20 protein-coding genes and 1 pseudogene are annotated in these 25,770 nt (G+C 65.4%); 13 read left to right on the top strand and 8 right to left on the bottom strand.

Translation table 11 applies throughout. From position 1 onward, the window contains the following. Positions 1-102: 102 nt before the first annotated feature. Positions 103-915 carry an alpha/beta hydrolase family protein gene (locus AYJ54_RS43655; RefSeq protein ID WP_347337251.1) on the bottom strand — a complete coding sequence of 271 codons (813 nt, stop codon included), beginning with the start codon at positions 913-915 and terminating at the stop codon, positions 103-105. Between the two features lie 602 nt (positions 916-1,517). On the opposite strand from AYJ54_RS43655, the gene AYJ54_RS43660 reads away from it, so the two are divergent. The 3 genes from AYJ54_RS43660 (at position 1,518) to upp (ending at position 4,832) form a co-directional block, all read left to right on the top strand. Continuing rightward, positions 1,518-2,774 carry a GTP cyclohydrolase II gene (locus AYJ54_RS43660; protein WP_063708664.1) on the top strand — a complete coding sequence of 419 codons (1,257 nt, stop codon included), beginning with the start codon at positions 1,518-1,520 and terminating at the stop codon, positions 2,772-2,774. A gap of 7 nt (positions 2,775-2,781) precedes the next feature. Beyond that, a complete protein-coding gene (locus AYJ54_RS43665) occupies positions 2,782-4,026 on the top strand; it encodes a URC4/urg3 family protein (protein WP_063708665.1) in 1,245 nt (414 codons plus the stop codon). 176 nt (positions 4,027-4,202) lie between these two features. Next, positions 4,203-4,832, top strand: a complete 630-nt coding sequence (gene upp / locus AYJ54_RS43670) for a uracil phosphoribosyltransferase (protein WP_063708666.1) — start codon at positions 4,203-4,205, stop codon at positions 4,830-4,832. 27 nt (positions 4,833-4,859) lie between these two features. Here upp and AYJ54_RS43675 read toward each other — a convergent pair whose 3' ends face one another. Then, complete coding sequence (locus tag AYJ54_RS43675; protein ID WP_430641471.1) at positions 4,860-5,951, bottom strand: M48 family metallopeptidase; 1,092 nt, start codon at positions 5,949-5,951, stop codon at positions 4,860-4,862. 27 nt (positions 5,952-5,978) lie between these two features. Continuing rightward, positions 5,979-7,136, bottom strand: a complete 1,158-nt coding sequence (locus AYJ54_RS43680; RefSeq protein ID WP_063708701.1) for a YjgN family protein — start codon at positions 7,134-7,136, stop codon at positions 5,979-5,981. A 306-nt stretch (positions 7,137-7,442) separates the two neighbouring features. Here AYJ54_RS43680 and AYJ54_RS43685 point away from each other — a divergent pair, with 306 nt between their 5' ends. Continuing rightward, positions 7,443-8,708 (top strand): cytochrome P450, encoded by a 1,266-nt coding sequence (locus AYJ54_RS43685; protein ID WP_063708668.1) that lies wholly within the window; start codon positions 7,443-7,445, stop codon positions 8,706-8,708. A gap of 218 nt (positions 8,709-8,926) precedes the next feature. Next, positions 8,927-10,201 (top strand): cytochrome P450, encoded by a 1,275-nt coding sequence (locus tag AYJ54_RS43690; protein ID WP_063708669.1) that lies wholly within the window; start codon positions 8,927-8,929, stop codon positions 10,199-10,201. Positions 10,202-10,798: 597 nt separating this feature from the next. Here AYJ54_RS43690 and AYJ54_RS43700 read toward each other — a convergent pair. Continuing rightward, on the bottom strand, positions 10,799-11,719 hold the full coding sequence (locus AYJ54_RS43700; protein ID WP_063708671.1) for a LysR substrate-binding domain-containing protein: 921 nt from the start codon (positions 11,717-11,719) through the stop codon (positions 10,799-10,801). A 125-nt stretch (positions 11,720-11,844) separates the two neighbouring features. Here AYJ54_RS43700 and AYJ54_RS43705 point away from each other — a divergent pair, with 125 nt between their 5' ends. The 4 genes from AYJ54_RS43705 (at position 11,845) to mdlC (ending at position 16,757) form a co-directional block, all read left to right on the top strand. After that, the gene (locus AYJ54_RS43705) at positions 11,845-13,026 is read left to right on the top strand and encodes an acyl-CoA dehydrogenase family protein (protein WP_063708672.1); all 1,182 of its coding nucleotides are present in this window, start codon (positions 11,845-11,847) and stop codon (positions 13,024-13,026) included. A 9-nt stretch (positions 13,027-13,035) separates the two neighbouring features. Further along, positions 13,036-14,172 carry a CaiB/BaiF CoA transferase family protein gene (locus AYJ54_RS43710; protein WP_063708673.1) on the top strand — a complete coding sequence of 379 codons (1,137 nt, stop codon included), beginning with the start codon at positions 13,036-13,038 and terminating at the stop codon, positions 14,170-14,172. After that, the gene (locus tag AYJ54_RS43715) at positions 14,169-15,020 is read left to right on the top strand and encodes an HTD2 family dehydratase (RefSeq protein ID WP_063708674.1); all 852 of its coding nucleotides are present in this window, start codon (positions 14,169-14,171) and stop codon (positions 15,018-15,020) included. Before AYJ54_RS43710 ends, AYJ54_RS43715 begins: the two co-directional genes overlap by 4 nt. Before the next feature lie 117 nt (positions 15,021-15,137). Then, positions 15,138-16,757 carry a benzoylformate decarboxylase gene (mdlC, locus tag AYJ54_RS43720; RefSeq protein WP_063708675.1) on the top strand — a complete coding sequence of 540 codons (1,620 nt, stop codon included), beginning with the start codon at positions 15,138-15,140 and terminating at the stop codon, positions 16,755-16,757. A 152-nt stretch (positions 16,758-16,909) separates the two neighbouring features. Here mdlC and AYJ54_RS43725 read toward each other — a convergent pair whose 3' ends face one another. Further along, a complete protein-coding gene (locus tag AYJ54_RS43725) occupies positions 16,910-17,686 on the bottom strand; it encodes an SDR family NAD(P)-dependent oxidoreductase (protein WP_063708676.1) in 777 nt (258 codons plus the stop codon). Positions 17,687-17,763: 77 nt separating this feature from the next. Here AYJ54_RS43725 and AYJ54_RS43730 point away from each other — a divergent pair, with 77 nt between their 5' ends. Further along, positions 17,764-18,225 carry a MarR family winged helix-turn-helix transcriptional regulator gene (locus AYJ54_RS43730; protein ID WP_063708677.1) on the top strand — a complete coding sequence of 154 codons (462 nt, stop codon included), beginning with the start codon at positions 17,764-17,766 and terminating at the stop codon, positions 18,223-18,225. Between the two features lie 206 nt (positions 18,226-18,431). Here the strand turns inward: AYJ54_RS43730 and AYJ54_RS43735 are convergent, their stop codons facing one another. Both AYJ54_RS43735 and trhA read right to left on the bottom strand, forming a co-directional pair. After that, complete coding sequence (locus AYJ54_RS43735) at positions 18,432-19,226, bottom strand: SDR family oxidoreductase (protein ID WP_063708678.1); 795 nt, start codon at positions 19,224-19,226, stop codon at positions 18,432-18,434. 41 nt (positions 19,227-19,267) lie between these two features. Further along, the gene (trhA, locus tag AYJ54_RS43740) at positions 19,268-19,963 is read right to left on the bottom strand and encodes a PAQR family membrane homeostasis protein TrhA (RefSeq protein WP_063708679.1); all 696 of its coding nucleotides are present in this window, start codon (positions 19,961-19,963) and stop codon (positions 19,268-19,270) included. Positions 19,964-20,142: 179 nt separating this feature from the next. Here trhA and AYJ54_RS43745 point away from each other — a divergent pair, with 179 nt between their 5' ends. Both AYJ54_RS43745 and AYJ54_RS43750 read left to right on the top strand, forming a co-directional pair. After that, positions 20,143-21,612: a YcjX family GTP-binding protein gene (locus AYJ54_RS43745; protein WP_063708680.1), complete on the top strand. Its 1,470-nt coding sequence runs from the start codon at positions 20,143-20,145 to the stop codon at positions 21,610-21,612. Further along, positions 21,609-22,637, top strand: coding sequence for a YcjF family protein (locus AYJ54_RS43750; protein ID WP_063708681.1), 1,029 nt, complete (start codon positions 21,609-21,611; stop codon positions 22,635-22,637). The genes AYJ54_RS43745 and AYJ54_RS43750 overlap by 4 nt, the downstream gene beginning before the upstream one ends. A gap of 251 nt (positions 22,638-22,888) precedes the next feature. On the opposite strand, the gene AYJ54_RS43755 is transcribed toward AYJ54_RS43750, so the two are convergent. Continuing rightward, a complete protein-coding gene (locus tag AYJ54_RS43755; protein ID WP_063708702.1) occupies positions 22,889-24,460 on the bottom strand; it encodes a glycosyltransferase family 39 protein in 1,572 nt (523 codons plus the stop codon). Positions 24,461-24,846: 386 nt separating this feature from the next. Here AYJ54_RS43755 and AYJ54_RS53285 point away from each other — a divergent pair. After that, positions 24,847-25,770: pseudogene (locus AYJ54_RS53285) on the top strand (adenylate/guanylate cyclase domain-containing protein); the annotation flags it as partial.

Raw genomic sequence — 25,770 nt, forward strand, 5'->3', positions numbered from 1 at the left:
TCCACGCCTATCCCGCGGAACGAAGAACGTGGATGCCCGGGACAAGCCCGGGCATGACGACCTCCTACATTCGCAGGCGATCTCGCCGCGCGGAGCCGCGGATTACGGGGCGGGCGCGAGATGCTCCCGGAAGAAGCGCTCGACGCTCGCGTTGAAATCGCGATGGAAGGCGGCCCTGTCGAAGTTCGCCGGCGTGTCGGTGCAGATGCGCGGAACGGCTGCCGCGAGCTCCGGCGAGCACGGTGCGAGGAAGGCAAAGTGGCCGGCCGGCACGGCATGAAATTCAGGCTTGCCCGGCAGAATTTCGGCAACACGTGCGGTGCCCGAACCATCACCGACGCCCGGACCTCCCCGCTCCGATCGCCAATACTGAAGGGGGATATTGATGACGGCGAGACTGTCTCGCGTGAACAACACACCGGTCGCGGGATCGACGATCACTGCGGCCCGGATGCGTGCATCCTGAGGCGGATGCGGCGCGGCTACGCCGCTACGGAGTTCTGCGCAAACTCCAGTCTTGTCCTGGCAGAATTCGGCGAGCCTCGCGAAGTCCGGCGGGGCTCCGATCAGGACCAGGCCGGTATAGCCGCCCTTCGAGAAGCCGAAGAAGCCGACCTTCGCGGGATCGACTGCCGCCTTGTCCTTCCAGTCGTGCAGGACAAAATCAAGCAGGCGCACGATGTCGACCGGACGCGAGGCAAAGACGGAGAGATCATCACGCTGGGCGGAGTTGCCGTAGCTGTCGCCTGGATGATTGATCGCCGCGACGACGAAGCCCGCATCGGCCAGCGCTTCCGCGGTGTCGTGATGCTGGCCGAACCAGCCGCCGCGGCCATGAGAGAAGACGATGAGCGGCAGCTTCGCGCCGGTGATGGGACAATCCTTCACGCCGGTCAGCCCGAAGTCGGCGCCCACATCCAGATTTCCGAGGGCTATGTGTGCCGGCTCGCCCGCGCAAGGATACCAGATGGCACCCGACAGAGCGCGGTCGGAGTTCAGGAGCTGAATGCCCGCAGCGCCGGCGGCCGAGGCCAGGCAGCAGAGCACGACGACGCAAGCCCAAAACGTTCTGTACGACAAGGTTGCCCCCGATCCGGTAAATCAACCTAACCGGGAGACGACGACTGAATTGTGTCGGGACGGGTTCGCGCGCGCCTGGATCGCGGCCNCCCGACCCGCCAGGTCTTACGATCGAGGAGATGGGTGCAATGCGGCTGCTGACTTCGCCAGAACGCGAAGATAAAAACATTAGTAATTTCAAATATATAACAAGAACAAAAATTTGAAATGTGGGTCTTTCGTCGGCATTGAGCGCAGCATTCAGCCTGGGCGCGCGAATAACTATATGACGAATGATGGAAATGAACGGCCTCGCCCCGCGGCACGATTAACTTGTCCGTCGTGGCTCGCCGCTACAATATGAAAGATTAGGGCGCGTCGCCGCTGTTCCGCAGCGGTAGCGCGCCTGAGCCAGGCCCGTCGGACAGGCGGGCCGTTGGCTTTTTGGGAGTCTGGTCATGAGCCGTGCGAACCGTACCGACCACATCCGCCTCACCTCTCATCCGGAGCCGGGCAGAAAGGCGGCCTTTCCGATCCATTGGGGCGCCGCGGATGCGCGCAAGCGCGGGCCGATCATCGGCACGGTGTCGCGCTCGCAGGATCGCAACGTGATCGGCAGCCATGGCGGATCCTATGCGGTGTACCGGGCGCTCGCCGTCTCCGCGGGCGCGCTCGATCCGATCCGGCGTCCCGACCTCACCAACACCTTTCCGGCGGCGACCATCGGGCCCTTTCCGCAATGGAACGATCCGACCAAGATTGTCGCGCTCGATCCCTGGGGGCACCTCGTCGCCGAGAATTTCCGTAACGAGATCGCCGAAGGCGCCGACATCAGGCCGAGCATCGCGGTGACGCGCGCGCGGCTGGACCTGCCTGAGATTCGCGACGCGCTGGCGGCGAAGCGCCTGCGCGCCGACGGCGAGGTCGTGCACGCCAATGGCAGCGTGTCGGTGGTGAAGATCGCGATCGACCCGGTCTGGTACCTGCCGGGCCTTGCGGCCCGCTTCGGTACCGGCGAGACCGAACTGCGGCGCACGCTGTTCGAGCAGACCGCCGGCATGTTCCCCGAGCTCGTGACGCGGCCGGACATGAAAGTGTTCCTGCCGCCAATCGGCGGCACCACCGTCTATTTGTTCGGCGACGTCAGCAAGCTGCCCGACCATCGCACCAGGATCACCTGCCGCGTGCATGACGAGTGCAACGGCTCGGACGTGTTCGGCTCCGACATCTGCACCTGCCGGCCCTACCTGATCCACGGCATCGAGGAATCCGCGCGCGGCGCGCAGGAGGGCGGGCTCGGGCTCGTCGTCTACAACCGCAAGGAAGGCCGCGCGCTCGGCGAGGTCACGAAATTCCTGGTCTACAACGCGCGCAAGCGCCAGGAGGACGGCGATGCGGCCGCCGCCTATTTCGAGCGGACCGAATGCGTCGCCGGCGTCCAGGATGCGCGCTTCCAGCAGCTGATGCCAGACACGATCCACTGGCTCGGGCTGAAGCGCATCGACCGCTTCCTGTCGATGAGCGACATGAAATATGATGCGCTCACCTCGCAGGGCATCGACATCGTCGAGCGCGTGCCGATCCCGCCGGAGCTGATTCCGGCCGACGCCTATGTCGAGATCGCCGCCAAGAAGGCCGCCGGATATTACTCGACCGACGTTGCGCCCGAAAAGGACGTGAACGGCGTGGTCGGGCGTTCGCTGGAGAAGTATTGATACCGTGATGGCGGACGCCGCGGCGACAGAACAACAGGCCCGTTCATTGCTCACCGCAGCTGCGGTTCGCGCGCGCGCCGGGCATATGCTCGAGCTCGGCCTGCGCGGCGGGCTCACGCACTTCACGATCGATCTCGATCGCATGGATGGCGTCGCGGACGCCGTGGTCGCGGTCACGCGCCGGTCCTATCCGACGCTCGATATTCCCTTCCATGCGCGATGGCGGCATTTCGTGCTCGGCGGTGTCGACCGCTGGGCGCGGCTTGCGGACCAAGCGTCGTGGCCGGATCGAGCAACCCGTGCACGCGCCGAGTTCGATCTCGCCATCGTCAGCGTGTTGCTCGATGCCGGTGCCGGCGCAGTGTGGCGATACCGCGATGTCGTGACGGGACAGAGCATCGGCCGGTCCGAGGGGCTTGCGATGGCAAGCCTCGACATGTTCGCTGGCGGCGCCTTTTCCGGCGATGCGCACGTGCCGTTCAGGGTCGATGCGGGTGTGATCGCAGAGCTGCCGCTCGCCTCGCTTCAGGCCGGCTTTCAGGTCACGGAAGCAAATCCGCTGCTCGGTCTCGAGGGACGCGCGGATCTGCTGCGGCGCCTCGGCAGGCTGGCGGCGGAGCGCCCGGAGATATTCGGTTTGCGCGACACACCGCGGCCCGGAGGTCTGTTCGATCGTCTCGCGGCGCAGGCGAACAACGGCGCGATCGCTGCGCCCACGATCCTGTCCGAGGTGCTGAACCAGCTCGGGCCGATCTGGCCCTCGCGGCTCGAGCTTGCGGGGCTTCCGCTCGGCGACTGCTGGCGCCATCCCGCGATCACGGCTGACGATGCAACCGCCGGCCTCGTTCCCCTGCACAAGCTTTCGCAATGGCTGAGCTATTCGCTGATCGAGCCGCTCCAGCGCGCCGGCCTTGACGTGACCGACATCGATGGCCTGACCGGGCTTGCCGAATACCGCAATGGCGGCCTGTTCGTCGATCACGAGGTCCTTCGCCTGCGCGACGCCGCTGACGCGGAGCGCGCGCATGCGGTGGATTCTCCTCTCGTCGTGGAGTGGCGCGCGCTCACCGTCGCCCTGCTGGACCGCCTCGCAGAGCGCGTGCGTGCGAAGCTCGGCCGCAGTCCGGACTCGTTGCCGCTCGCAAGCATCCTCGAAGGCGGCACATGGGCGGCGGGCCGGGCCATCGCCTTCGAACGGCGCAGCGACGGCGCGCCGCCGCTCAAGGTGATCAGCGATGGCACCGTTTTCTGACCCTCTCCCCCTGTGGGAGAGGGTGCCTCGCGAAGCGAGGCGGGTGAGGGGTCTGTCTCCACGGGCGCATCTCTCATTGAAGTTCGTGGAGAGAACCCCTCATCCGGCGCGCTTTGCGCGCCACCTTCTCCCACAAGGGGAGAAGGAAGAAAGAGTGTCGTCAGGAGCATCACCTCATGGAAGGCGTCACCATCGTCGATCACCCGCTGGTCCAGCACAAGCTGACCTTGGTGCGGGACAAATCCATCTCGACCAAGTCGTTCCGGGAGCTGGTCAAGGAGATCGGCATGCTCTTGTGCTACGAGGTGACGCGCGACCTGCCGCTCGCCGACGTCGTAGTCGACACGCCGCTTACGCGCATGCAGTCGGCAAAGATCGCGGGCAAGAAGCTGGTCTTCGTTCCGGTGCTGCGCGCCGGCACGACGTTTGTCGACGGCATGATGGACCTGGTGCCGACCGCGCGTGTCGCGCATATCGGGCTCTACCGTGAACCCAGCACCTTCGCCGCGGTCGAGTATTTCTTCAAATCGCCGTCAGATCTCAGCGAGCGGCTTGCCATCGTGGTGACGCCGGTGGTGGCCACGGCCAATACGGCCGTTGCGGCAGTCGACCGGCTGAAGGAGCGCGGCGCCAAGGACATCCGCCTCGTCTGCCTGATCGCGGCGCCCGAGGGACTCGAGCGCGTTCGCGGATTACACCCGGACGTCCGGATCTGGACGGCCGCGATCGATGAGGGTCTCGACGAGAACGGCTTCATCCTGCCGGGCCTTGGCGACGCCGGCGACCGCGCTTACGGAACGAGATAACAGCGTCGGGTTCGCGGAGCGGGAAGCTCAGATCTTCCCGCTGCCGCCGCAAATCCCCTTCAGCGCCTTCCACTCCGCATCGGTCAGGAGCGGCGGGCCGCTTGCGGGGCGGTCTTCCTTGGTCATGCGCGCGAGGCGATCCTCGGTCAGCGGGTGGCTTGCCAGAATCGTGAAGCCAGAGCCGCCCTCCTTGCCGGTGATGCGGAACATCAGTTCGGCCGCGGGTTTCGGCGAGCGGCCGAGCGCGTGCATCGTCTCGATCGCGAAGGTGTCGGCATTGGTCTCGGCGTCGCGCGAATAGGAGGCCTCGACCACGCTGCGCGAGGCGAAGATCACGGCGGACGAGCCGGTGACGTCGCCGAACAAGAGGCCGATCAGGAACGAGGTGCCGCCATTGTAGATGAGACCGCGCATGTTGTCGTGATGCTTGAGATGGCCGAGCTCGTGGGCGAGGATGCCCGCGATCTCGTCGGGGCTCTCGGCCTTGTCCAGCAGGCCCTTCAGCAGGAAGACCTTGCCGCCCGGCAGCGCGAAGGCGTTCGGCACCGAGGCCGGCAGCACTGCTGCCGTCATGGACTCATCGAGACCGGCGACGTCGCGCAGGCGGTTCACCAGCTTGGCGAACGCCGCCTGCCCGGCCACGTCGTCACAGGTGCCGCGGCCGAAGATGGTCTTCATCTGGACCTCGGCGGCGTCCCCGATCCGCCGCTCGACCGGCTTCGGCACCAGCGGCGCAAGGCGGTCGGCGGCGAGCGGCACGCCGAACAGCACGACGCAGACGATGGAGACGGCGGCGGCGAGCGACCAGCCGACGATTTTGGCCACGCCGCGGCGTGTGGTCTGGTGCTCGTCGAGCAGCAAACAGCGCGCGGTCAGCTCCGCCGCGAGAGAGGCGTCGCGGATTTCGAGCCGCGCCAGCGGCGGCGCGGAAGTGCAGGCGAGGCGCAGGATTCCGGCCGGACTGTCGGCGCGGCGGATGTCGGCATAGGCCCAGCGGATCGGCGCTTCCCCCTCCTCGCCGATCACGAGTGCGTCACCGAGCGTCAGTGTGACCCGATGTCTGCGGCTTGAGACGCCGTCGAAGAAGATCGTCGGCTTTCCGGGCTCAGCCCCGGCCATGGCCTCGGCGGACACATCACTCACGGCTCAAAATCCCGCGACATCGAGTCCATCGGCAAAACCTTCGCCGAGCGCGCTGGCGAGCTCGCCGCTGCCGCGCACATCCGCCGCCGCTGCGATGTCATGCACCTCGACGGTTTCGAGCACCTTCGCCCAAAGATCGCGCTGGAGATAGACGCGCATCACGATGTTGATGGCGAGCGCCAGGGCGAAATAGCCGATGACCATCATCACCAGCATCGGGATGTTCTTGGCCGGTCCGTCGGGCCCGAGCGCCTTATCGACCGGCAGACCGCTGAGCTTGACGACAAGAACGGTGGCACCGGCGAGATAGAAGCCGAACAGGGTCGAGAGCAACATCCACCAGCCGATCACCTTCCAATAGAGGCCGTAGAACGCGTCGTGCGGCAAATTCGAGGAAAGGCTCACGCCGCCGATGCGGATGCCCGCGAGCCACCAGCGCCACTCCCGCGCCTTGAATTCGGCATAGAGGAACGGCGCCAGCGGGAAAATCACGAGCGCAATCGGCGTGAGCAGCCACAGCCACCAGCCGCGCTTGAAGAACTCCCAGCCATCGCCCTCGAAATCGCCAGAGAGATCGCCATAATGCGTGTGCTGCATCTTGTAGCGTTCCAGCGCCGCCTCGCGCCAGGGCAGCGCCAGGCCGAGCGTGAGGGGCACAAGCAGGCCCCACAGCATGGCGCGGACAGAATAGGCCCAGCCCGATCCATCCATCCAGAAGCGAACGCCGCGCCAGACCGTGCGGGTCAGACGGTAGCGCCGCGCGCGATAGATCGCGAACTGGCCGAAGGCGTAGAAGCTGACGAACAGCGGCGTCGAGGCAAAGCCCTGCCAGCGCTCGAACTCGATGCCGACCAGGAAATATGCAAGGTAGATCGGCACCAGGATGGCGAGCGCGAACAGGAAGCCGATCAGCAGCTCCTTGCCGCGCCCGGTATATTCGGCTGCGTCTCCGTCGATCGAGGTGTTCGACCACAGATGCCGGCGGATGTCGGTGACGAGCCAGAACCGGTAGAAGCCGAAGGTAACGAGTTCGAGCGCCGCTCCCTTCGTCGCCATCCTGCGGAACTCGGCGCGGTCGCCGGTGAAATCGACCCGGGCCGGCGGCAGCGGCGGCGGTATCGGTTGGGGCGGGCCGATCGGGGCCCATTGCAAGTCATTCACGGCAGCAACCTCGGGATGCGGATCCGATCCGCTCAAACTATAGATCAGAGGTTAGTCGATCCCCAAGATCGGCGGGTTCGATTTCGCTCGATTTCAAGCGATTTCTCGCACGATTTGCGCCTGAGGGGCGTGCGGGCGGTCACGTTCGCGCATGAGCGTGACGTTCGTCCGACGCTCTCGCGAAGGTTGGATGTGGCAAAACTCTCCCTTGCCCCGACGCAGACAACCGGCTGTAATTACAAGCCAAATACCGCAGCGCAGAATTCAAGAAGAACGCGCGCGGACGAACGTCAGGGAGAGCCGGCCATGCACGGTACCGTCGAGAGCACAGCCAGTAGCGATGCGTTGCGCGAACGCGCCCTAACATTACCGCTCGAGCAGTTCGATCCCGGCGACCCTGAATTGTTCAGGACCGATACGTTCTGGCCGTATTTCGATCGCCTGCGTCGCGAAGAGCCCGTGCACTACTGCAAGGACTCGATGTTCGGGCCGTACTGGTCGGTGACCAGATATAACGACATCATGGAGATCGAGACCAATCACGCGGCGTTCTCCTCGGCTGCAAGGCTCGGCGGCATCACCATCCGTGACGTCGATCCGGAGCTGCGCCGGGAAAGCTTCATCTCGATGGACCCACCCCGCCACAGCGCACAGCGCAAGACCGTGGCGCCTATGTTCACGCCGACCCATCTCGATGACCTCGCCATCAACATCCGCAAGCGCTCGGCGGAATGCCTGGACAGTCTTCCCAAAGGCGAGGTCTTCGACTGGGTCGATCGCGTCTCGATCGAGCTGACCACGCAGATGCTGGCGGTGCTGTTCGATTTTCCCTGGGAAGAGCGTCGCAAGCTGACACACTGGTCCGACGTCGCCATGACGATCCCGGGCCCGGACGGGCTCGTCCCCACCGAGGACGACCGGCAGGCCGTGCTGCTGGAATGCGCGCAGTATTTTTCCGCACTCTGGAAGGAACGCAGCCAGCAACCGCCGAAGAGCGACCTGCTCTCCATGATGGCGCATAGCGATGCCACGCGTCACATGGACGCCAAGAATTTCCTTGGCAACCTCATCCTTCTCATCGTCGGCGGCAACGACACCACCCGCAACACCATGTCGGGCTCGATCTACGCGTTGAGCCAGCATCCGGAGCAGTACCGGAAGCTGCGCGAGAATCCCGCACTGATCGACAGTTTCGTCCCGGAGGTGATCCGCTGGCAGACGCCGCTTGCGCATATGCGCCGCACAGCGCTTGTCGATTTCGAATTCCGGGGCAAGCAAATCAAGAAGGGTGACAAGGTCGTGATGTGGTACGTCTCGGGCAACCGCGACGAAGAGGCGATCGAGAAACCCTACGAATTCATCATTGACCGCGCGCGTCCGCGCACACATCTCTCCTTCGGCTTCGGCATTCATCGCTGCGTGGGATTGCGACTTGCCGAATTGCAATTGAAGATCATCTGGGAGGAGATCCTGAAGCGCTTCGATCACATCGACGTGGTCGGCGAGCCGAAGCGGGTCTATTCGAGTTTTATCAAGGGCTACGAGACGCTGCCGGTCAGGATCGCGGCGTAAGACATCCCTCTCCCCGTTCTTACGTGGAGAGGGCAGAGGCGGCCTCCGGCCGCCGTTCGTGAACAACGCCGATGCGAAGCATCGGCTATGGTGAGGGGCTCTCTCCGCGAATATGGCGACAGCCGGCTCGTGGAGGCTCCCCTCACCCGCCGCGCTTCGCGCGTCGGCCCTCCCTGCGTGCGGGGAGAGGCGAAGAAAGAAACACTGGAGCAACTACGATGAACATCCAAGCGCCGGTCAAAGTGGACAAGGCCGAACGCATGCGCAAGGCGCGCGAGGAGGCCTATGCGACGCCGCTGGCGCAATTCCACCCAGGCGCGCCCAGGCTGTTCCAGGACGACACGCTGTGGCCGTGGTTCGAGCGGCTGCGCAACGAAGAGCCGGTGCATTACTGCACCAACGCGCCGATCGACCCGTACTGGTCGGTGGTGAAGTACAACGACATCATGCATGTCGACACCAATCACGGCATCTTCTCCTCGGACTCGACGCTCGGCGGCATCTCGATCCGCGACGTGCCCGCCGGCTATGACTGGCCGAGCTTCATCGCCATGGACCAGCCCAAGCATTCATCGCAGCGCAAGACGGTGTCGCCGATGTTCACGCCGGCGCATCTGGACGAACTGGCGAAGCTGATCCGCCAGCGCTCGCAGACCGTGCTCGACAATCTGCCGCGCAACGAGACCTTCAATTTCGTCGAGCGCGTCTCGATCGAGCTGACGACGCAGATGCTGGCGACGCTGTTCGATTTTCCATGGGAAGAACGGCGCAAGCTGACGCGCTGGTCGGACGTCTCGACCGCGCTGCCCAAGAGCGGCATCGTCGCCTCGGCCGAAGAGCGCCGCCGCGAGATGGACGAGTGCTACGCCTATATGTCCAAGCTCTGGAACGAGCGCGTCAACTCCGCGCCGCGCAACGACCTGCTGTCGCTGATGGCCCATAACGACGCGACGCGCTTCATGGACCCCGACAATCTCATGGGCAACATCATCCTGCTCATCGTCGGCGGCAACGACACCACGCGCAACACCATGACCGGCTCGGTGCTGGCGCTGAACGAGAACCCCGAGCAGTACGACAAGCTCCGCGCCAATCCGGCGCTGATCGACTCGATGGTGCCCGAAGTGATCCGCTGGCAGACCCCGCTCGCGCATATGCGGCGCACGGCGCTCCAGGACACCGAGATCGGCGGCAAGCCGATCCGCAAGGGCGACCGCGTCGTGATGTGGTACGTCTCGGGCAACCGCGACGAGGAGATGTTCGAGAAGCCGAACGACTTCATCATCGACCGGCCCCGGCCGCGCACGCATCTCTCCTTCGGCTTCGGCATCCACCGCTGCGTCGGCATGCGGCTCGCCGAGCTCCAGCTCCGGATCGTCTGGGAGGAGATGCTGAAGCGCTTCGACCGCATCGAGGTGGTGGGCGAGCCCCGGCGGATCTATTCGAGCTTCATCAAGGGGTATGAGTCGTTGCCGGTGAGGATTCCAAGTTAATCGGCGGCACAGTCAGCGCGTGAAAGGTTGGTCGATGAAGCCGTTTGCTCTCGCGGTTCTGACGATTGTCGCCGTACTCGATCCGAGCAGGGCTCAACCGCTCAACGCGCAGCCAGTGACTGAAGTGGATTGTGGCGCCTATCGGCGGCAGAACGACGGTGCTTGGATTGTCATCAGATCGAACACCGTGATGCGTGATGGCAAAGGGACCAGGGTCGTGTTTCACGGAGATGATCCAGAAACAGTCCGCATTTCGGACAGGGCATCGCTTCGTACGCTCCTCGACGCGATATGCTCTCGGCAGGTCCCCTGAGGGGAATGCGAAGCCAGCCGGGCTATAAAATTCCGGCATGACAGCTCGCACAAGATGCGAAGTGAGAGTTGAGCGCTTCTGTCCTAGATCCCAGTGAAACGAATGGAAGGAGCGACCGATGCGCTCCCTCTCCCCGCTTGCGGGGAGAGGGTTGGGGTGAGGGGGAGTCTCCGCGAGGACGGTGGCAGTTGGACTCGCGGAGAGTCCCCCTCACCCGGATCGCATCTTGCGATGCGATCCGGCCTCTCCCCGCAGGCGGGGAGAGGCGAAGAAGGCGCTCACGTTCAAGCGAGCCTGATGTCCCAGAGGCCTTCCTTGCGGCAGGCCGCGACCTCGTCGCGCAGCAGCGCGGTGATGGCCAGCGACGCCGTCGAGGCGGGACGGTCGATCGGAGAAGCGAAAATGAGCTCGCGCGTCATCGGCTTCGACACGGCCGCGGTTTCCAGCCGCCCGTCCGCGACCTCGCCATGCACCGACGAGGGCGGCAGTAGTCCGAAGCCCAGCCCCTCCTCAACTAGGCTCGTCAGCACGCGGAAGGAATCCGCCTCGAGCTGGACGTTGAGCTTGATCTTGCGTTGGGCAGCCGCGTGCTCGATCAGCGCGCGGAGGCCGTGCGAATGACTGGGCAGGACCAGCCGCTGCCGCAAGAGCCAACCGATGTCGACGTTCTTCCTGCGCGACAGGCCGCAGCCGCGCGGGCCGACCGCGACGATGTTGTCGCGGCCGAGGCCCTGCACATTGAGATGCAGATCGGCCGAGCGGCCGTAGAGGATGGCCAGATCCATCTCGCCGCGGTGCAGCCATTCGACGAGATGGCCGCTGTAGCTCTCGACGATGCGCAGCGAGATGCCGGGAAAGGATTCGACGCAGCGCCGCGCAAAGCGCGCCGACAGCACGCAGCTCACGGTCGGAACCAGGCCAAGCACGACCTGGCCGGACGGCGGCCCTTTCGCCGACTGGATGTCGTCGCGAATCTGGTCGATCTGGCGGACGATGCCGGAGGTGCGCGCCAGCAGGAGGCGTCCGGCCTCGGTCAACACCATTCCGCGGCCGTTGCGGGTGAACAGCTCGGTGCGCAGCTCGTGTTCCAGAAGCTTGATCTGGCGGCTCAGCGCCGGCTGCGCCACGCGCAACGTGTCGGATGCCTTGCTCAGGCTGCCGAGCTCCGCCACGCAACTGAAGGTCCTGAGCTGACGGAAATCCATGCTTGCCAATCTTGGAACGCTACTCCATACGCTATAGCAAATGAGCATAGGGGGTTGGCGTTGTTTTCACAACGCCGGAGGATTGGCCGGCGCTATTCTCTCAACCAAAGCCCACGGGAAACGCGATGAGCCAAGAAAAGCAAGACGAACACCACACCGAAGATCACGCCGACATCCGCGAAGCCGTCGCAAAGCTGTGCGCGCAGTTTCCCGGCGAATACTGGCGCAAGCTCGATCGCGAGATGGCCTATCCCAAGGCCTTCGTCGATGCGCTGACACAGGCCGGCTATCTCTCGGTGCTGATCCCCGAGGAATATGGCGGCGCGGGCCTGAAGCTTTCCGCGGCCGCGGCGATCCTCGAAGAGATCCAGCGCGCCGGGTGCAACGGCGGCGGCTGCCACGCCCAGATGTACACGATGGGCACGCTGCTGCGGCACGGCAGCAGCGAGCAGAAGGCCAAATGGCTGCCGAAGGTCGCCAGCGGCGAACTGCGCCTGCAAGCTTTCGGCGTCACCGAGCCGACCAGCGGCACCGACACCTCCTCGCTCAAGACCTTCGCGCGCAAGGACGGCAATGCCGGTTATATCGTCAATGGCCAGAAGATCTGGACCAGCCGCGCCGAACATTCCGACCTGATGATCCTGCTCGCGCGCACCACGCCGAAGGAGCAGGTCAAGAAGCGCACCGACGGCCTTTCCGTGTTCATCGTCGACATGCGCGAGGCCAGGGGCAAGGGCCTCGAGATCCGCCCGATCCGCACCATGATGAACCACGCCACCACCGAAGTGTTTTTTACGGACATGAAAGTGCCCGCGGAGAACCTGATCGGCGAGGAAGGCAAGGGCTTTCGCTACATCCTCTCCGGCATGAATGCCGAGCGCATCCTGATCGCCGCCGAATGCGTCGGCGACGCAAAATGGTTCATCGCCAAGGCCTCGAACTACGCCAAGGAGCGCGCGGTGTTCGGCCGGCCGATCGGCCAGAACCAAGGCATCCAGTTCCCGATCGCCAAGGCCTATGCGTCGATGCGCGCGGCCGAGCTGATGGTGAAGGAGGCGACGCGCAAATACGAGGCCGGGCTCGACTGCGGCGCGGAAGCCAACATGGCCAAGATGCTGGCGGCGGATGCGTCATGGGAAGCGGCCAACGCCTGCATCCAGACCCATGGCGGCTTCGGCTTCGCCGAGGAATATGACGTCGAGCGCAAGTTCCGCGAGACGCGGCTCTACCAGGTGGCGCCGATTTCGACCAACCTCGTGCTCTCCTTCATTGCCGAGCACGTGCTCGGCATGCCCCGCTCATACTGAGGTCGCATCATGGGAGCACTTGACGGGATCAGGGTGATTGCGGTCGAGCAGGCGGTCGCGGCGCCCTTCTGCTCGTCGCGCCTGGCGGATGCCGGCGCGGAAGTGATCAAGATCGAGCGACCCGAGGGCGATTTCGCGCGCGGCTATGACGCGGCGGCCAAGGGCCAGAGCAGCTATTTCGTCTGGCTCAACCGCGGCAAGCAGTCGGCGGTGGTCGATCTCGCGACCAAAGAGGGCCGCGCCGAGCTGGAGAAGCTGATCGCGAGCGCCGACGTGCTGGTGCAGAACCTCAAGCCCGGCTCGATGGACAAGCTCGGCTTTTCGCGCGAGCGATTGCTGAAGGACTATCCGAAGCTGATCTCCTGCACCATCACCGGCTATGGCGACGAAGGCCCCTACGCGCATCGTAAGGCCTATGACCTGCTGATTCAGGCCGAGAGCGGGCTTGCGTCGATCACCGGCAATCCCGACGGCGCCTCGCGCGTCGGCATGTCCATCGTCGACGTCGCGACCGGCGCGACCGCGCATGCCGCGATCCTGGAGGCGCTGATCGCACGCGGGCGCACCGGCAAGGGCGCCGACATCCGCATCTCCATGTTCGACGTGATGGCCGACTGGTGCACCGTGCCGTTGCTCAATGCGGAAGCCGGTAATCCGCCGAAGCGCATGGGTCTCCGCCATCCATCGATCGCACCCTACGGCGTGTTCACGTCGAAGGACGGCAAGGACATCCTGATCTCGATCCAGAGCGAGCGGGAGTGGAAGACACTTTGCGCCGAGGTGCTGGACCAGCCGGACCTGCCGAACGACCCGCGCGTCGCCAACATGGTCGAGCGCGTGCGCAACCGCGATTTCACCGACAGGACCGTTGCCGATGCCTTCGCCAGGATGACGCGCGACGAGCTCTTGAAGCGACTGTCCGACGCCGACATTGCGTTTGCCGAGGTCAACACCATGGCCGACCTCACCAACCATCCGCATCTGCGCCGCATCGAGGTCGATACGCCCAACGGCCGCGTCAGCTATCCCGCGCCGGCGCCGATCATCGTCGGCGAGACGCGCAGCTATGGCGCTGTGCCCGGCATCGGCGAACGTCCCGGGTCAAACAAGCAAGTCAAAGAAGTAAACAAGAGCGAGGCGTCATGACCGAGAAGCTCGACATCGATCATTTGCGGCAATGGGTCGGCCGCGCCCAGGAGGCGACCGACATCGTCACCGCGCAGCTCGTCAAGAGCCTGCGCGCGACGCTGTTCCAGGAGGTCGGCGAGCCCAGGACAGGCGATGCCGCCCCGTTCACGGTGCACTGGTGCCTGGCGCAGCCGGTGTTTCCGATGTCGATGCTCGGCCCCGACGGTCACCCGACCCGCGGCGGCTTCCTGCCGCCGGTGCCGCTGCCGCGCCGGATGTGGGCCGGTGGCGAGATCGAGTTCCTGGAGCCTCTGCGCGTCGGCGACGAGTCGACGCGCACCTCGCGCATTGCCGATGTCCAGGTGAAGTCCGGCTCGACCGGCACGCTGTGCTTCGTCTCGGTCGAGCACAGCATTTCTTCGCCGCGGGGCGTCGCCATTCGCGAGCGGCAGGACATCGTCTATCGCGAGATGACGGGCACGCAGGCTGCGCCCGCGAAGGCGCCGTCTCCGCCGCCGAAGGCGCAGCACCGCGAGACGCACGTCTCCGACCCCGTGCTGCTGTTCCGGTACTCGGCGCTGACCTTCAACGGTCACCGCATCCACTACGACCGCGACTACGTCACCAAGGTCGAGGGTTATCCGGGCTTGATCTTCCACGGACCGTTGCAGGCAGCGTTCATCATCGAGATGGCGGCGAAGCTGCGCGGCGGCACGGCGCCAAAGAAGTTTACCTATCGCGGCGTGCAGCCGCTGTTCGAGGGCACGGAGTTCTCCATCAACGCCAATGACAGCGGCGAGAGCATGGAGCTGTGGACCGCGAACGCCGAAGGGCAGCCGACGATGAAGGGCACGGCGGTGTGGTAGCCCACAACTCGTCATTCCGGGGCGGTCCGCAGGACCGAACCCGGAATCTCGAGATTCCGGGTTCACTTCGCGCCCCGGAATGACGAACTAACAACAAGCATTCAGGGGACGGAAACAATGAAGAACGGCAAAGCGGCAAGCAAATCCGTCACCGTCAAGCAGGCGACGCTCGACCTGCTGCGATCCTTCGGCATCAACAAGGTATTCGGCAACCCCGGCTCGACCGAGCTGCCGTTCCTCAGCGACTGGCCCGACGACATCGACTACGTACTGGCGCTCCAGGAGGCCTCCGCGGTCGGCATGGCCGACGGCTACGCGCAGGCCACGCGCAATGCCGGCTTCGTCAATCTGCATTCGGCCGCCGGCGTCGGCAACGCGCTTGGCAACATCTACACCGCGCACCGCAACCAGACGCCGCTCGTGATCACCGCGGGCCAGCAGGCGCGCTCGATCCTGCCGCTACAGGCATTCCTCTATGCCGAGCGCCCTTCCGAATTTCCGCGGCCTTATGTGAAGTACAGCATCGAGCCGGCGCGGCCCGAGGATGTGCCCGCCGCGATCGCGCGCGCCTACTATACCGCGATGCAGCCGCCGTGCGGGCCGACCTTCGTGTCGATCCCGATAGATGACTGGGCGCATGCGACCGCGCCGGTCGAAGCGCGCAAGGTCAGCCGCGAGGTCGGCCCGGAGCCGGAGGCGATGAAGGCGCTGGTCTCAGCGCTCAGCGCGAGCAAGCACCCTGCCCTCGTCGTCGGCCCCGGCGTCGACCGCGCCGGCGCGGTCGACCTGATGGTGCGCGTCGCCGAGAAGGCGAAGGCGAGCGTCTGGGTCAGCCCGTTCTCGGCGCGCTGCTCGTTTCCCGAGCGTCATCCGCAATTTGCGGGCTTCCTGCACGCCTCGCCTGCGCAGCTCTCCGATGCGCTGCGCGAGCATGATCTCGTCGTCGTTATCGGCGCGCCCGTGTTCACCTTCCATGTCGAGGGCCATGCATCGATCTTCGACGGTGGCGCGACGATCTTCCAGATCACCGATGATCCGGATGCCGCCGCGGTCACGCCAGTCGGCAGCAGCATCATCGCCACCATGAAGCCCGCGCTGACCATGCTGCTCGATCTCTTGCCGGAGAGCAAACGGACAACGCCAAAGGGCCGCACGCTACCGCCGGCGCCGCAAGCGGCCGATCCGCTGCCGGTCGAGTTCCTGCTGCATTCGCTGTCGCAGGCGATGCCGGATGGTGCATCACTCGTCGAGGAAGTGCCCTCGCACCGGCCGGCGATGCAAAAGTTCATGCCGATGCGCGGCCAGGACAGTTTTTACACCATGGCGAGCGGCGGCCTCGGCTACTCACTGCCCGCCGCGGTCGGCATGGCGCTCGGCAAGCCCAAACAGCGCACGGTGTGCCTGATCGGCGACGGCTCGGCGATGTATTCGATCCAGGCGCTTTGGACCGCCGTCCAGCGCAAGCTGCCGCTCACCGTCGTCGTGATCAACAATTCCGGCTACGGCGCGATGCGCTCGTTCAGCCAGGTGATGCAGGTGCGCAACGTGCCGGGGCTGGAGCTGCCGGGCATCGATTTCGTCAAACTCGCCGAAGGCATGGGATCCCATGCGGTGCGGGTGACGAAAGCGGCGGAGCTCGGCGAGGCGCTGAAGCGCGGGCTGGCGTTCGAGGGGACAAGCCTCGTGGAGGTGGTCGTCGATTCGGCGGTGCCACTGTTGTACGCGCAGAAGCATTAGCCGTCGTCCCGGCGAAGGCCGGGACCCATACCCACAGGATGGAGTTGGGCGAAGACTCGTGGTGGGCAGCTTCGCGCCACAGCTGCTCCCTGGGGTTATGGGTCCCGGCCTTCGCCGGGACGACACCGAGGGATTGGCACGACCGTTGCGATCTACGACGCCAGAAATCCCCCGTCCGCCGCCAGCACATGGCCGACCACATAGGACGACGCGTCGGACAGAAGCCACACCACCGCCTCCGCCACTTCCTCCGGCGTCCCCATCCGCCGCAGCGGCAGGCCGGCGCCCACTGTTGCGACATCGCCGACGCCGGCACGCAGCATCATGTCGGTGACGACGCGGCCGGGCGCGATCGCGTTGATGCGGATGCCACGCGGGGCGTTCTCCATCGCCGCCGAGCGCGTCAGCGAGATCGCGGCCGCCTTCGAGGCCGAATAGAGCGAGAAGCCGGGATTGGGATTGCGCACGCCGCTGACGGAGGCATTGACCACGATGCTGCCGCGCCCTTGCGCGAGCATGGCCGGCAATTGGTGGCGCAGGCACAGGAACAGGGCGCGCACATTGGTGTCGAACACGCTGTCGTAGATGTCCGTGCCCTGCTCTTCTAGCGGCGCGCGCCGCTCCTGAAAGCCGGCATTGTTGAAGGCGACGTCGAGCCGGCCACAACGTTCAACAGCGGTGTCGACGAGCCGCGCAACGTCGTCCTCGCGCGTGATGTCGGTCTTGATCGGGATGGTTTCCGCACCGAGCTCGCGGCATGCCGCTGCCGTGGCTTCAATTTCCGCCTCGCGCCGGCCCGCGACCAGAACCGCTTCGGCACCTTCGGATGCCATCCGCAGCGCCGTGGCGCGGCCAATGCCGCTGCCGCCGCCGGTCACCAGGCAGACTTTGCCGCTCATCCGTCTGCCGGCCGGCAACATTCCGCTCATGGGCCACTCCAAAACGCTTGCGCGCCTCGTCGCGCACATATAGTTGTATGGTACAACTATATACCGGGAGTCAAGACGTGGCCGAGCTTGCGCTGATCGACGATATTCGCGCCGCGTCCCGCCTGATGGTGCGCGAGCTCGGCTTCATGGATGCCTCCGTGGCGGCGACGAACTATCCGCCGTCCGCCGTCCACACCATCCTGGAGATCGGCATCCGGGGGCCGCTGGCGTCGGGCGAGCTCTGCGATTTCCTGCACCTGGAGAAATCGAGCGTCAGCCGCATGGTGCGCAAGCTGATCGACTGCGGCGAACTGCGGGAGACGCCCGACGAGGCCGACGCGCGCAGCAAACTCTTGTCACTGACAGCGAAGGGACGGCGCACGCTGGCCGCGCTGCATGATTTCGGCCGACAGCAGGTCGCCGGCGCGCTGGAGGCGCTGACGCACGCGGAGCAGCGCACGGTGCGGGAGGGGATGATGCTCTATGCGAGAGCGCTGCGGCAGAGCCGCGTGGAGGACGAGGCGAGGACTGCGGCTTGAATACAAGCGTCGTCCCGGCGAAGGCCGGGACCCATACCGCGTGATCTATCGGTGAAGCGCCGGTGTAAGTACCGCGGAAAGAAATAACCGCCAATCTTCGCCAAACTTCTCCCTGGGGTTGGGTCCCGGCTTTCGCCGGGACGACACTGAGTATGTGGCACGAGAATGCCTCAAGCTCGCATGGAAAATCCGGAATGACCTGACGGTCACTTCCCAAACTCCTCCCGCATCTTGGCCTGGATCTTGGCCATACCGCCGATCCAGCGGTCGTAGTTCTCGGTCTTCTTGCGCATGTAGCCGAGCACCTGCGGATGCGGCAGGATCAGGAAGGTCTCCTGCTCGATGCCGGCGAGCGCATCCTTGGCGACCTGCTCGGGCGTCAGGTCGCCGTCGCCGGATTGCGGACCCTTGGGGATCGAGCGCAACATGTTGGTGTCGACGCCCTGCGGGCAGAGGATCGAGACGCGGATGTTGTGGGCCTTGTGCGAGATCGCGAGATTTTCCGCAAAGCCCACCGCGGCATGCTTGGTCGTCGAATAAGCGGGGCTGCCGACCTGCGATAACAGGCCCGCCGCCGAGATCGTGTTGAGGAAATAGCCGCCGCCGCGAGCTTTCATTCGTGGGACAAGGTGCCGTGCCGCATAGACATGGGCCATGACATGGATCGCCCAGCTCCGCTGCCACGGCTCGTCCGAGGAGCCGCCGGCGTTCACCGACATGGGATCGAAACCGCCGCCAATGCCGGCATTGGAGCAGAACAGGTCGATCGGGCCGAACTGGCGCTCGGTCTCCTCGATGACGTGGGCGATGTCCTTTTCCTGCGCGACGTCGCATTTGAAGGCGGCGCCGTTCACGGTCGCCGCCACGGCCCGCGCGCCGGCCGCCTCCATGTCCGCGACCACCACCTTGGCCGCACCCGCCCGATGAAAGGCCTCGCACAGCGCCTTGCCGATGCCATTGGCGCCGCCCGTGACGACCACGACCTTGCCGGCCACCTGCATGCGACGTCTCCTCTTATTCTTATACCGCTTTTGCGTCTTGCTCAGCTCAACACAAGGTCGAGCACCGCGGTATAATGGCATGCCGCGCCGGCCAAGACAAAGCCGTGCCAGATCGCGTTCTGGAAGCGCAGACGCCGCCAGGCGTGGAAGATCACGCCGAGGCTGTAGAGCACCCCACCTGCAAGCACGAAGCCCATCGCCAGCGCAGGCAGCGCCTTGACCACGGCGTCATAGAGCATCACGCCGCTCCAGCCCATGGCAAGGTAAATGCCGACCGAGACGCGGTCGAACCGGCCGGGGCAACAGAGCTTCAGTACAATGCCGAGGATCGCGACGCACCAGACGCCGGCGAGCAGCACCAGCGCGAAGGCACTGTCCTTCAACTCCAGGATGAACGGCGTGTAGGTCGCGGCGATCAAGAGATAGATCGCGGAATGGTCAAAGCGGCGCAGCAGCCATTTGGCAGGCGAGACCGGCAAGAGATTATAGGTCGCCGACAGCACCAGCATCGAGAGCAGGCCGGCGACATAGATCGAAACGCCGACGATATCGAGCGTAGAAGCATAGAGCGCCGCGAGCACCACCAGGACGGTCGCGGCGACGATGCCGAAGAGCACGCCGATCGCGTGGACGACGCCGTCGGCGATCACCTCGGCGCGATCGTAGTTCCAGCCGATCACATCGGCGGCGGCGTGGGCGGAGGTGGACGCAAGTTGCTTCAGCCTGAAGACGGTCATGGCAATCCGAGGGCAACGCTATGGCACTCTTATATAGGTCTTTCTGGATCGATGCGGCGTTCAACTCGCTGCTTCGCCCGGAAAGGCGGTGGAAGTATGAACTTGATTTTCATCAGACAGTTGCCACCTTTGTGACTAATCCATTTTGCGTATTACCCGCCCGAGCTCCTCGCGTTCATATGGCATTCAGTTTCCAGGATATGGTCGAGGAGGCGCGCCTGTCGGCTCGCGCGCTCATGGACTATGGCGAGCACTTCTTCAACCCGACGGTGCGGCTCGGTGTCACCGGCCTTTCGCGGGCCGGCAAGACGGTGTTCATCACCGCGCTGATCCACGGCCTCACCCGCGGCGGCCGGTTTCCGGTGTTCGAGGCCTACGCATCGGGCCGGATCGCGCGGGCGCATCTTGCGCCCCAGCCCGACGATGCCGTGCCGCGCTTCGCCTATGAAAACCATCTACGCGCGCTGATCGAGGAGCGACGCTGGCCGAACTCGACCGTCGACATCAGCGAGCTGCGTCTCGTCATCGACTACCAGCGCCAGAACGGCGCGGACCGTAATCTGACGCTCGATATCGTCGACTATCCGGGCGAGTGGCTGCTCGACCTGCCGCTCTTGCAAAAAAGCTACGAGCAGTGGTCGGCGGAGAGCCTTGCGCTGTCGCGCGAGGCGCCGCGCGCGCATCTTGCCACCGAATGGCATGCGCATCTTTCGACCTTGAAGGGGGAGGCCCGCGAGGACGAGCAGGCAACGCTGACAGCCGCAAAGCTCTTCACCGGCTATTTGCGCGCCTGCCGCGACGAGCGCTTTGCCATGAGCCTGCTGCCGCCCGGCCGCTTCCTGATGCCCGGCAGTCTCGCCGATACGCCGGCGCTGACCTTTGCGCCGCTCGAGGTGCCCGCCGATGGACAAGCGCCGGTCGGCTCGCTGTGGGCAATGATGGTCCGCCGTTTTGAAGCCTACAAGGACGTTGTGGTGCGGCCGTTCTTCAGGGAGCATTTTGCCCGGCTCGATCGCCAGATCGTGCTGGCGGATGCGCTCGCCGCATTCAACTCCGGACCCGAGGCGCTGCACGATCTGGAAGCCGCGCTCGCCGGTATTCTCGACTGCTTCCGCATCGGCCGCAGCACTTTCCTTTCCAGCCTGTTCCGACCGCGTATCGACCGCATCCTGTTCGCGGCGACCAAGGCGGACCATCTGCATCATTCCAGTCATGACCGGCTCGAGGCCGTGCTGCGCCGCGCGGTGGCGCGGGCTGCAACGCGGGCCGAGAGCACCGGTGCGGAGATCGACGTAGTGGCGCTCGCCGCCGTACGCGCCACGCGCGAGGCGCAGGTCGCGCATGGCCGCGACAGGCTGCCCTCGATCCTGGGAACGCCGACGGCCGGCGAAAGCGCCGGCGGCGAGTTCTTCGACGGCAACACTGAAGTCGCGACCTTTCCGGGCGACCTGCCCGCCGATCCCGAAGCGCTGTTCAACGGCACCGATGCCTATCGTGGCCTTTCCACCGGCGCGGCGGAGAAGAGCGATTTCCGCTTCCTGCGCTTCCGCCCGCCTAAGCTCGAACGCGAGCGGACGGAAGAGCCGGCCCTGCCTCACATCCGCCTCGACCGTGCCTTGCAGTTCCTGATCGGAGACAAGTTGCAATGAACGACCGATCCCAGCAGCGGCGGCCGGCGACGTTCCGGCTGGACGATCCAGGCGTCATCGTCACCGAAGCGGACGAAACAGGGCGGCTCGGCCGCGGCACCATCCAGATCACGCCTGAGCCCGATCCGTCGATGCTGCCGGTGCCGGTCGAGGTGCCCGCTCCCGCGCGACGCGGCCTCCCCTGGGGCACGCTGTTCTGGTCCGGTGTCGCCGGCCTGACGCTGCTCGGGGTCGGGCTCGGCGTCGTCCATCTGATCGAGGACCTGTTCGCGCGCAGCGAAAGCCTCGGGATCGTCGGCCTCGTCTTCGCTTTCGTCACCGCGCTTGCGCTCGCGGTGGTGATCGGGCGCGAGGCGTTCGGTCTGGCGCGGCTCGCCACGATCGAGAAGCTGCACCAGCGCGCGGCCGCAGTGCTAGCCAGCGACGATCGCGCCGAAAGCCGCACCATCGTGCAGGACTTGCTCAAGATCGCGCACCAGAACCCGCAGCTGGCGCGCGCACGTGCTGCGCTGGAGAGCCATGCAGGCGAGATCATCGACGGCGCCGACATGATCCGGCTCGCCGAGCGCGAGCTGATGACGCCGCTGGATGCAGAGGCGCGGCGGCTGGTGTCATCGGCGGCACAGCGGGTCTCGATCGTGACCGCGGTGAGCCCGCGCGCGCTGATCGACGTGCTGTTCGTATTCGTCGCCTCGCTTCGCCTGATCCGCCAGCTCGCCCGGCTCTATGGCGGCCGGCCCGGCGCACTCGGGATGATCCGCCTGCTCCGTCATGTCATCGCCCATCTCGCCATCACCGGCGGCATGGCCGCGAGCGACAGCCTGGTGCAGCAGATGCTCGGCCACGGCATCGCGGCAAAACTGTCGCAGCGACTCGGCGAAGGCGTGCTCAATGGATTGTTGACGGCGCGCCTCGGCCTCGCCGCGATCGACGTCACGCGCCCGCTGCCCTTCGCAGCGCTGCCGCAACCGAAGCTGTCGGACCTCGCGACGGATCTGTTGCGGAAGAAGGAAGACGAGGAGTAGCGCGCTATTCGCGCCGCGCGGTTCGCTGCACCCTCTCCCCTTGTGGGAGAGGGTGGCTCGCCGCGCAGCGGCGAGACGGGTGAGGGGTCTCTCTCCGCGAGCAACCTCTCGCAGAAGTATTTGCGGAAAGAGACCCCTCATCCGGCGCCATAGCCGAAGCTTCGCTTCGGCGTTCTTAAGAACGGCGGCCGAAGGCCGCCTATGCCACCTTCTCCCACAAGGGGAGAAGGAAGAGGTCGGAGCTTGCCTCACTAGGCGAGCTCACGCTTCTCAAATTCCCCCGCCAGCACGCGCCACTGGAACAGCGGCGAGTCCTTCGGCGGCGAGAGGTCCGGGGTCCAGCCGGTCAGCTTTTCCAGCGCGTAGGTGTCTATCACGAGACCACGCCAGCGGCGCTCGACCTTTGCCAGCGGCTCACGTCTGGCGGGGATCGACTCCCACACCGACGCGTGATTGTCCGGCTCGCGGCCCACATAGATCCCGGCCTGGCCGCGGATCCTGTCCATACCGGGATCGCGAAAGTCCTGGAAGCGGCCGCGCTCGTTGATCTCGATGACCGGCACCCGTCCCCTGAACAGCCAGCGCATCATGGCGTAGGTGCGGTAGTCCGTGGTCGCGATCCAGGTCGCACCGGTCTCATCGAGGGCGGCGTGCGCGCGCGCCGCGACCTCTTCGTAGCCGGCCTCGGCGCCGATCGGATCGATCTTGCCGAGAAAATTCCAGGGCGCGGCGACGTAATAGAGGAACACGATCACGACGAAGGCGAGCCCCGAGACGACGGCCGTCTTCACCCAGAAAATGCTCCACCGGATCATCCTCGCCGACCAGCGCTCGCGCGGCAACATAGAGAGGTTGATGGCGGCGGCGGCGAAGCCGACCGGCCACATGAACATCGGCCAGGTGTCGCCGACCCTGAGCGTCAGCGACTTCGCGAGGAAATAGAAGAACGGAACCAGCACCGCGGTCGAAAGCAAGATCGCGACCGGCTCGCGCGCGCGATAGCCGCGCCATGCCGTCAGCGCCAATCCCGACAGTACCACCGGCAGCATCACGAAGCCGACCAGGCCGAATTGCAGCCCGATATAGTCGCCTACGGTGCGGAGCGAGATGCCATAGTTGGTCGTGGCACGCACGCCCTGGAAGCGGAACGAGGCCCAGTCGTGCCCGGCGTTCCAGATCAGCACAGGCGAGAACATGGCGATCGCGATCACCACAGCGAGGTAGGGATAGGGGCTGCGCAGCCAGCGCCAGCGCCAATCCGGCACGAGCAGAAAGGCGGCGACCGCGGGCGCGAACATGATCGCGGTGAATTTCGACAGCAGCGACAGGCCGGCGAACAGGCCCGCCGCAAGCCACCACCGGCCGTCACCGCTCAGCGCGAGCCGCACCAGCGACCACATCATCGCCATCGCGAACGGGATCAAGGCGACGTCGGGCGCGACCTTGGACATCAAGAGCCCGTAATAGAGCGCGGCCTCCGGCATCAGCACCGCGAGCACGATCGCGCGCACATCATGTGTGACGCGGCGGACGATGTCGGCGAGCAGGAGCTGCATCACCAGCATCGCGACAATGCCGCCAAAGCGGACGCCGAGCGCGGTGTCGCCGAAGATCGCGGTGCCGAAGCGGATGAACCAGGCGATCATCGGGGGATGATCGAGGAAGCTGAGCGCGGTCTCCTTCGACCAGGTCCAGTAATAAGCCTCATCGGTGCGCAGCTCGATCGCGGAGGCATAGACGATGCGCAGCAGCGTCATCGCCGCTATCACGAGCGCGGCCACGACGAGGGGACGGCGCGCGGCGCCGTCGGGCTTCAATGTCATGTCGGCGGCCGTCGTCACGGGCGCGCTTTTCCCCGACTTGGGAGGGGGAGTCAATGTGGGGGATATTGCCGCATGTGTCCGTGGTGTTCCGCCGGGCGAAGCTCCTTTCTCCGCCGTCGTCCCGGGCAAGCGAAGCGCGACCCGGGCCCCCGCGCTCGTCGCAAGAACCACAGGAAGACGTTGTGGCGCGAGATCGTGGTTACTAGTCTTCGCCAAACTACGCCCTGTGGCTATGGGTCCCGGATCGGCGCGCCGCCGCGCGGCGCTTGTCCGGGACGACGGCGGAGTGTGCGGCGGCTTGCCGCGCATGTGAACGGGAAAGCCGTCCGCCCGGGAATTAAACTCCACGCTGGCTGTTCTACTCCATGAACTGATACAACCGAATCATGGCCACCGCTTCCGCACGAATGTCCGAAATGGTCCGCAGCACCAGCCTGCGGCAGGTGCGGCTGGTCTGCGGCGTCATCCTGTTCTCTTATGTGGTCAGCCATTTCCTCAACCACGCGCTCGGCAACATCTCGGTCGATGCGATGGAGGTCGGGGTCTATTACCACACGGCCTTCTGGCAGTTCCTGCCGGTCGCGATCGTGTTCTACACGGCGGCGCTGACGCATATGGGGCTCGGCGTCTACGCGCTGTACCAGCGCCGGCAGTTCCGTTGGAAGACGATCGAGCCGCTCCAGCTCGTGCTGGGCTTAAGCATTCCCGCCCTCGTCATGGCGCATGTCATCGGCGTGCGTCTCGGGCATACGCTCTACGGACACCAGAAGCTCTATCCGCAGGAGCTCTATCTGTTCTTCGTCGGGTCGCCCAACCGGATCTGGACGATGACGATCCTGCTCATGATCGCCTGGGTGCATGGCTGCATCGGGATCTATTTCTGGCTGCGGCTAAAGTCCTTCTTCGCGCGCGCCGCGCCCTATCTGCTTGCGGCGGCCGTGCTGATCCCGACGCTGGCGCTGCTCGGCGTCTACCAGGGCGGCCGTAGCGTCGCGGCCGAGAGCGACGACGGCGAGTGGCGCACGCATAACCTGACCCGGCGCCAGCTCGGCAGCGCCGCTGAGGCCGATACGCTCGACCGCATCACCGGCGGCCTCACCGTCGGCTATCTTGGCCTGCTGGGCTTCGTGCTGCTCGCGCGCGGCGTGCGGGCCTTGCGCGAGCGGCGCGGCGGCATGATCGCGTTGTCCTACGGCAACGGCAAGACGGTGCGCGTGCCGAAGGGATTGAGCGTGCTGGAAGCTAGCCTGCGCCACAACGTACCGCATGCCAGCGTTTGCGGCGGCCGCGCCCGCTGCTCGACCTGCCGC

The organism is Bradyrhizobium centrolobii (assembly GCF_001641635.1).
Classification (GTDB): domain Bacteria; phylum Pseudomonadota; class Alphaproteobacteria; order Rhizobiales; family Xanthobacteraceae; genus Bradyrhizobium; species Bradyrhizobium centrolobii.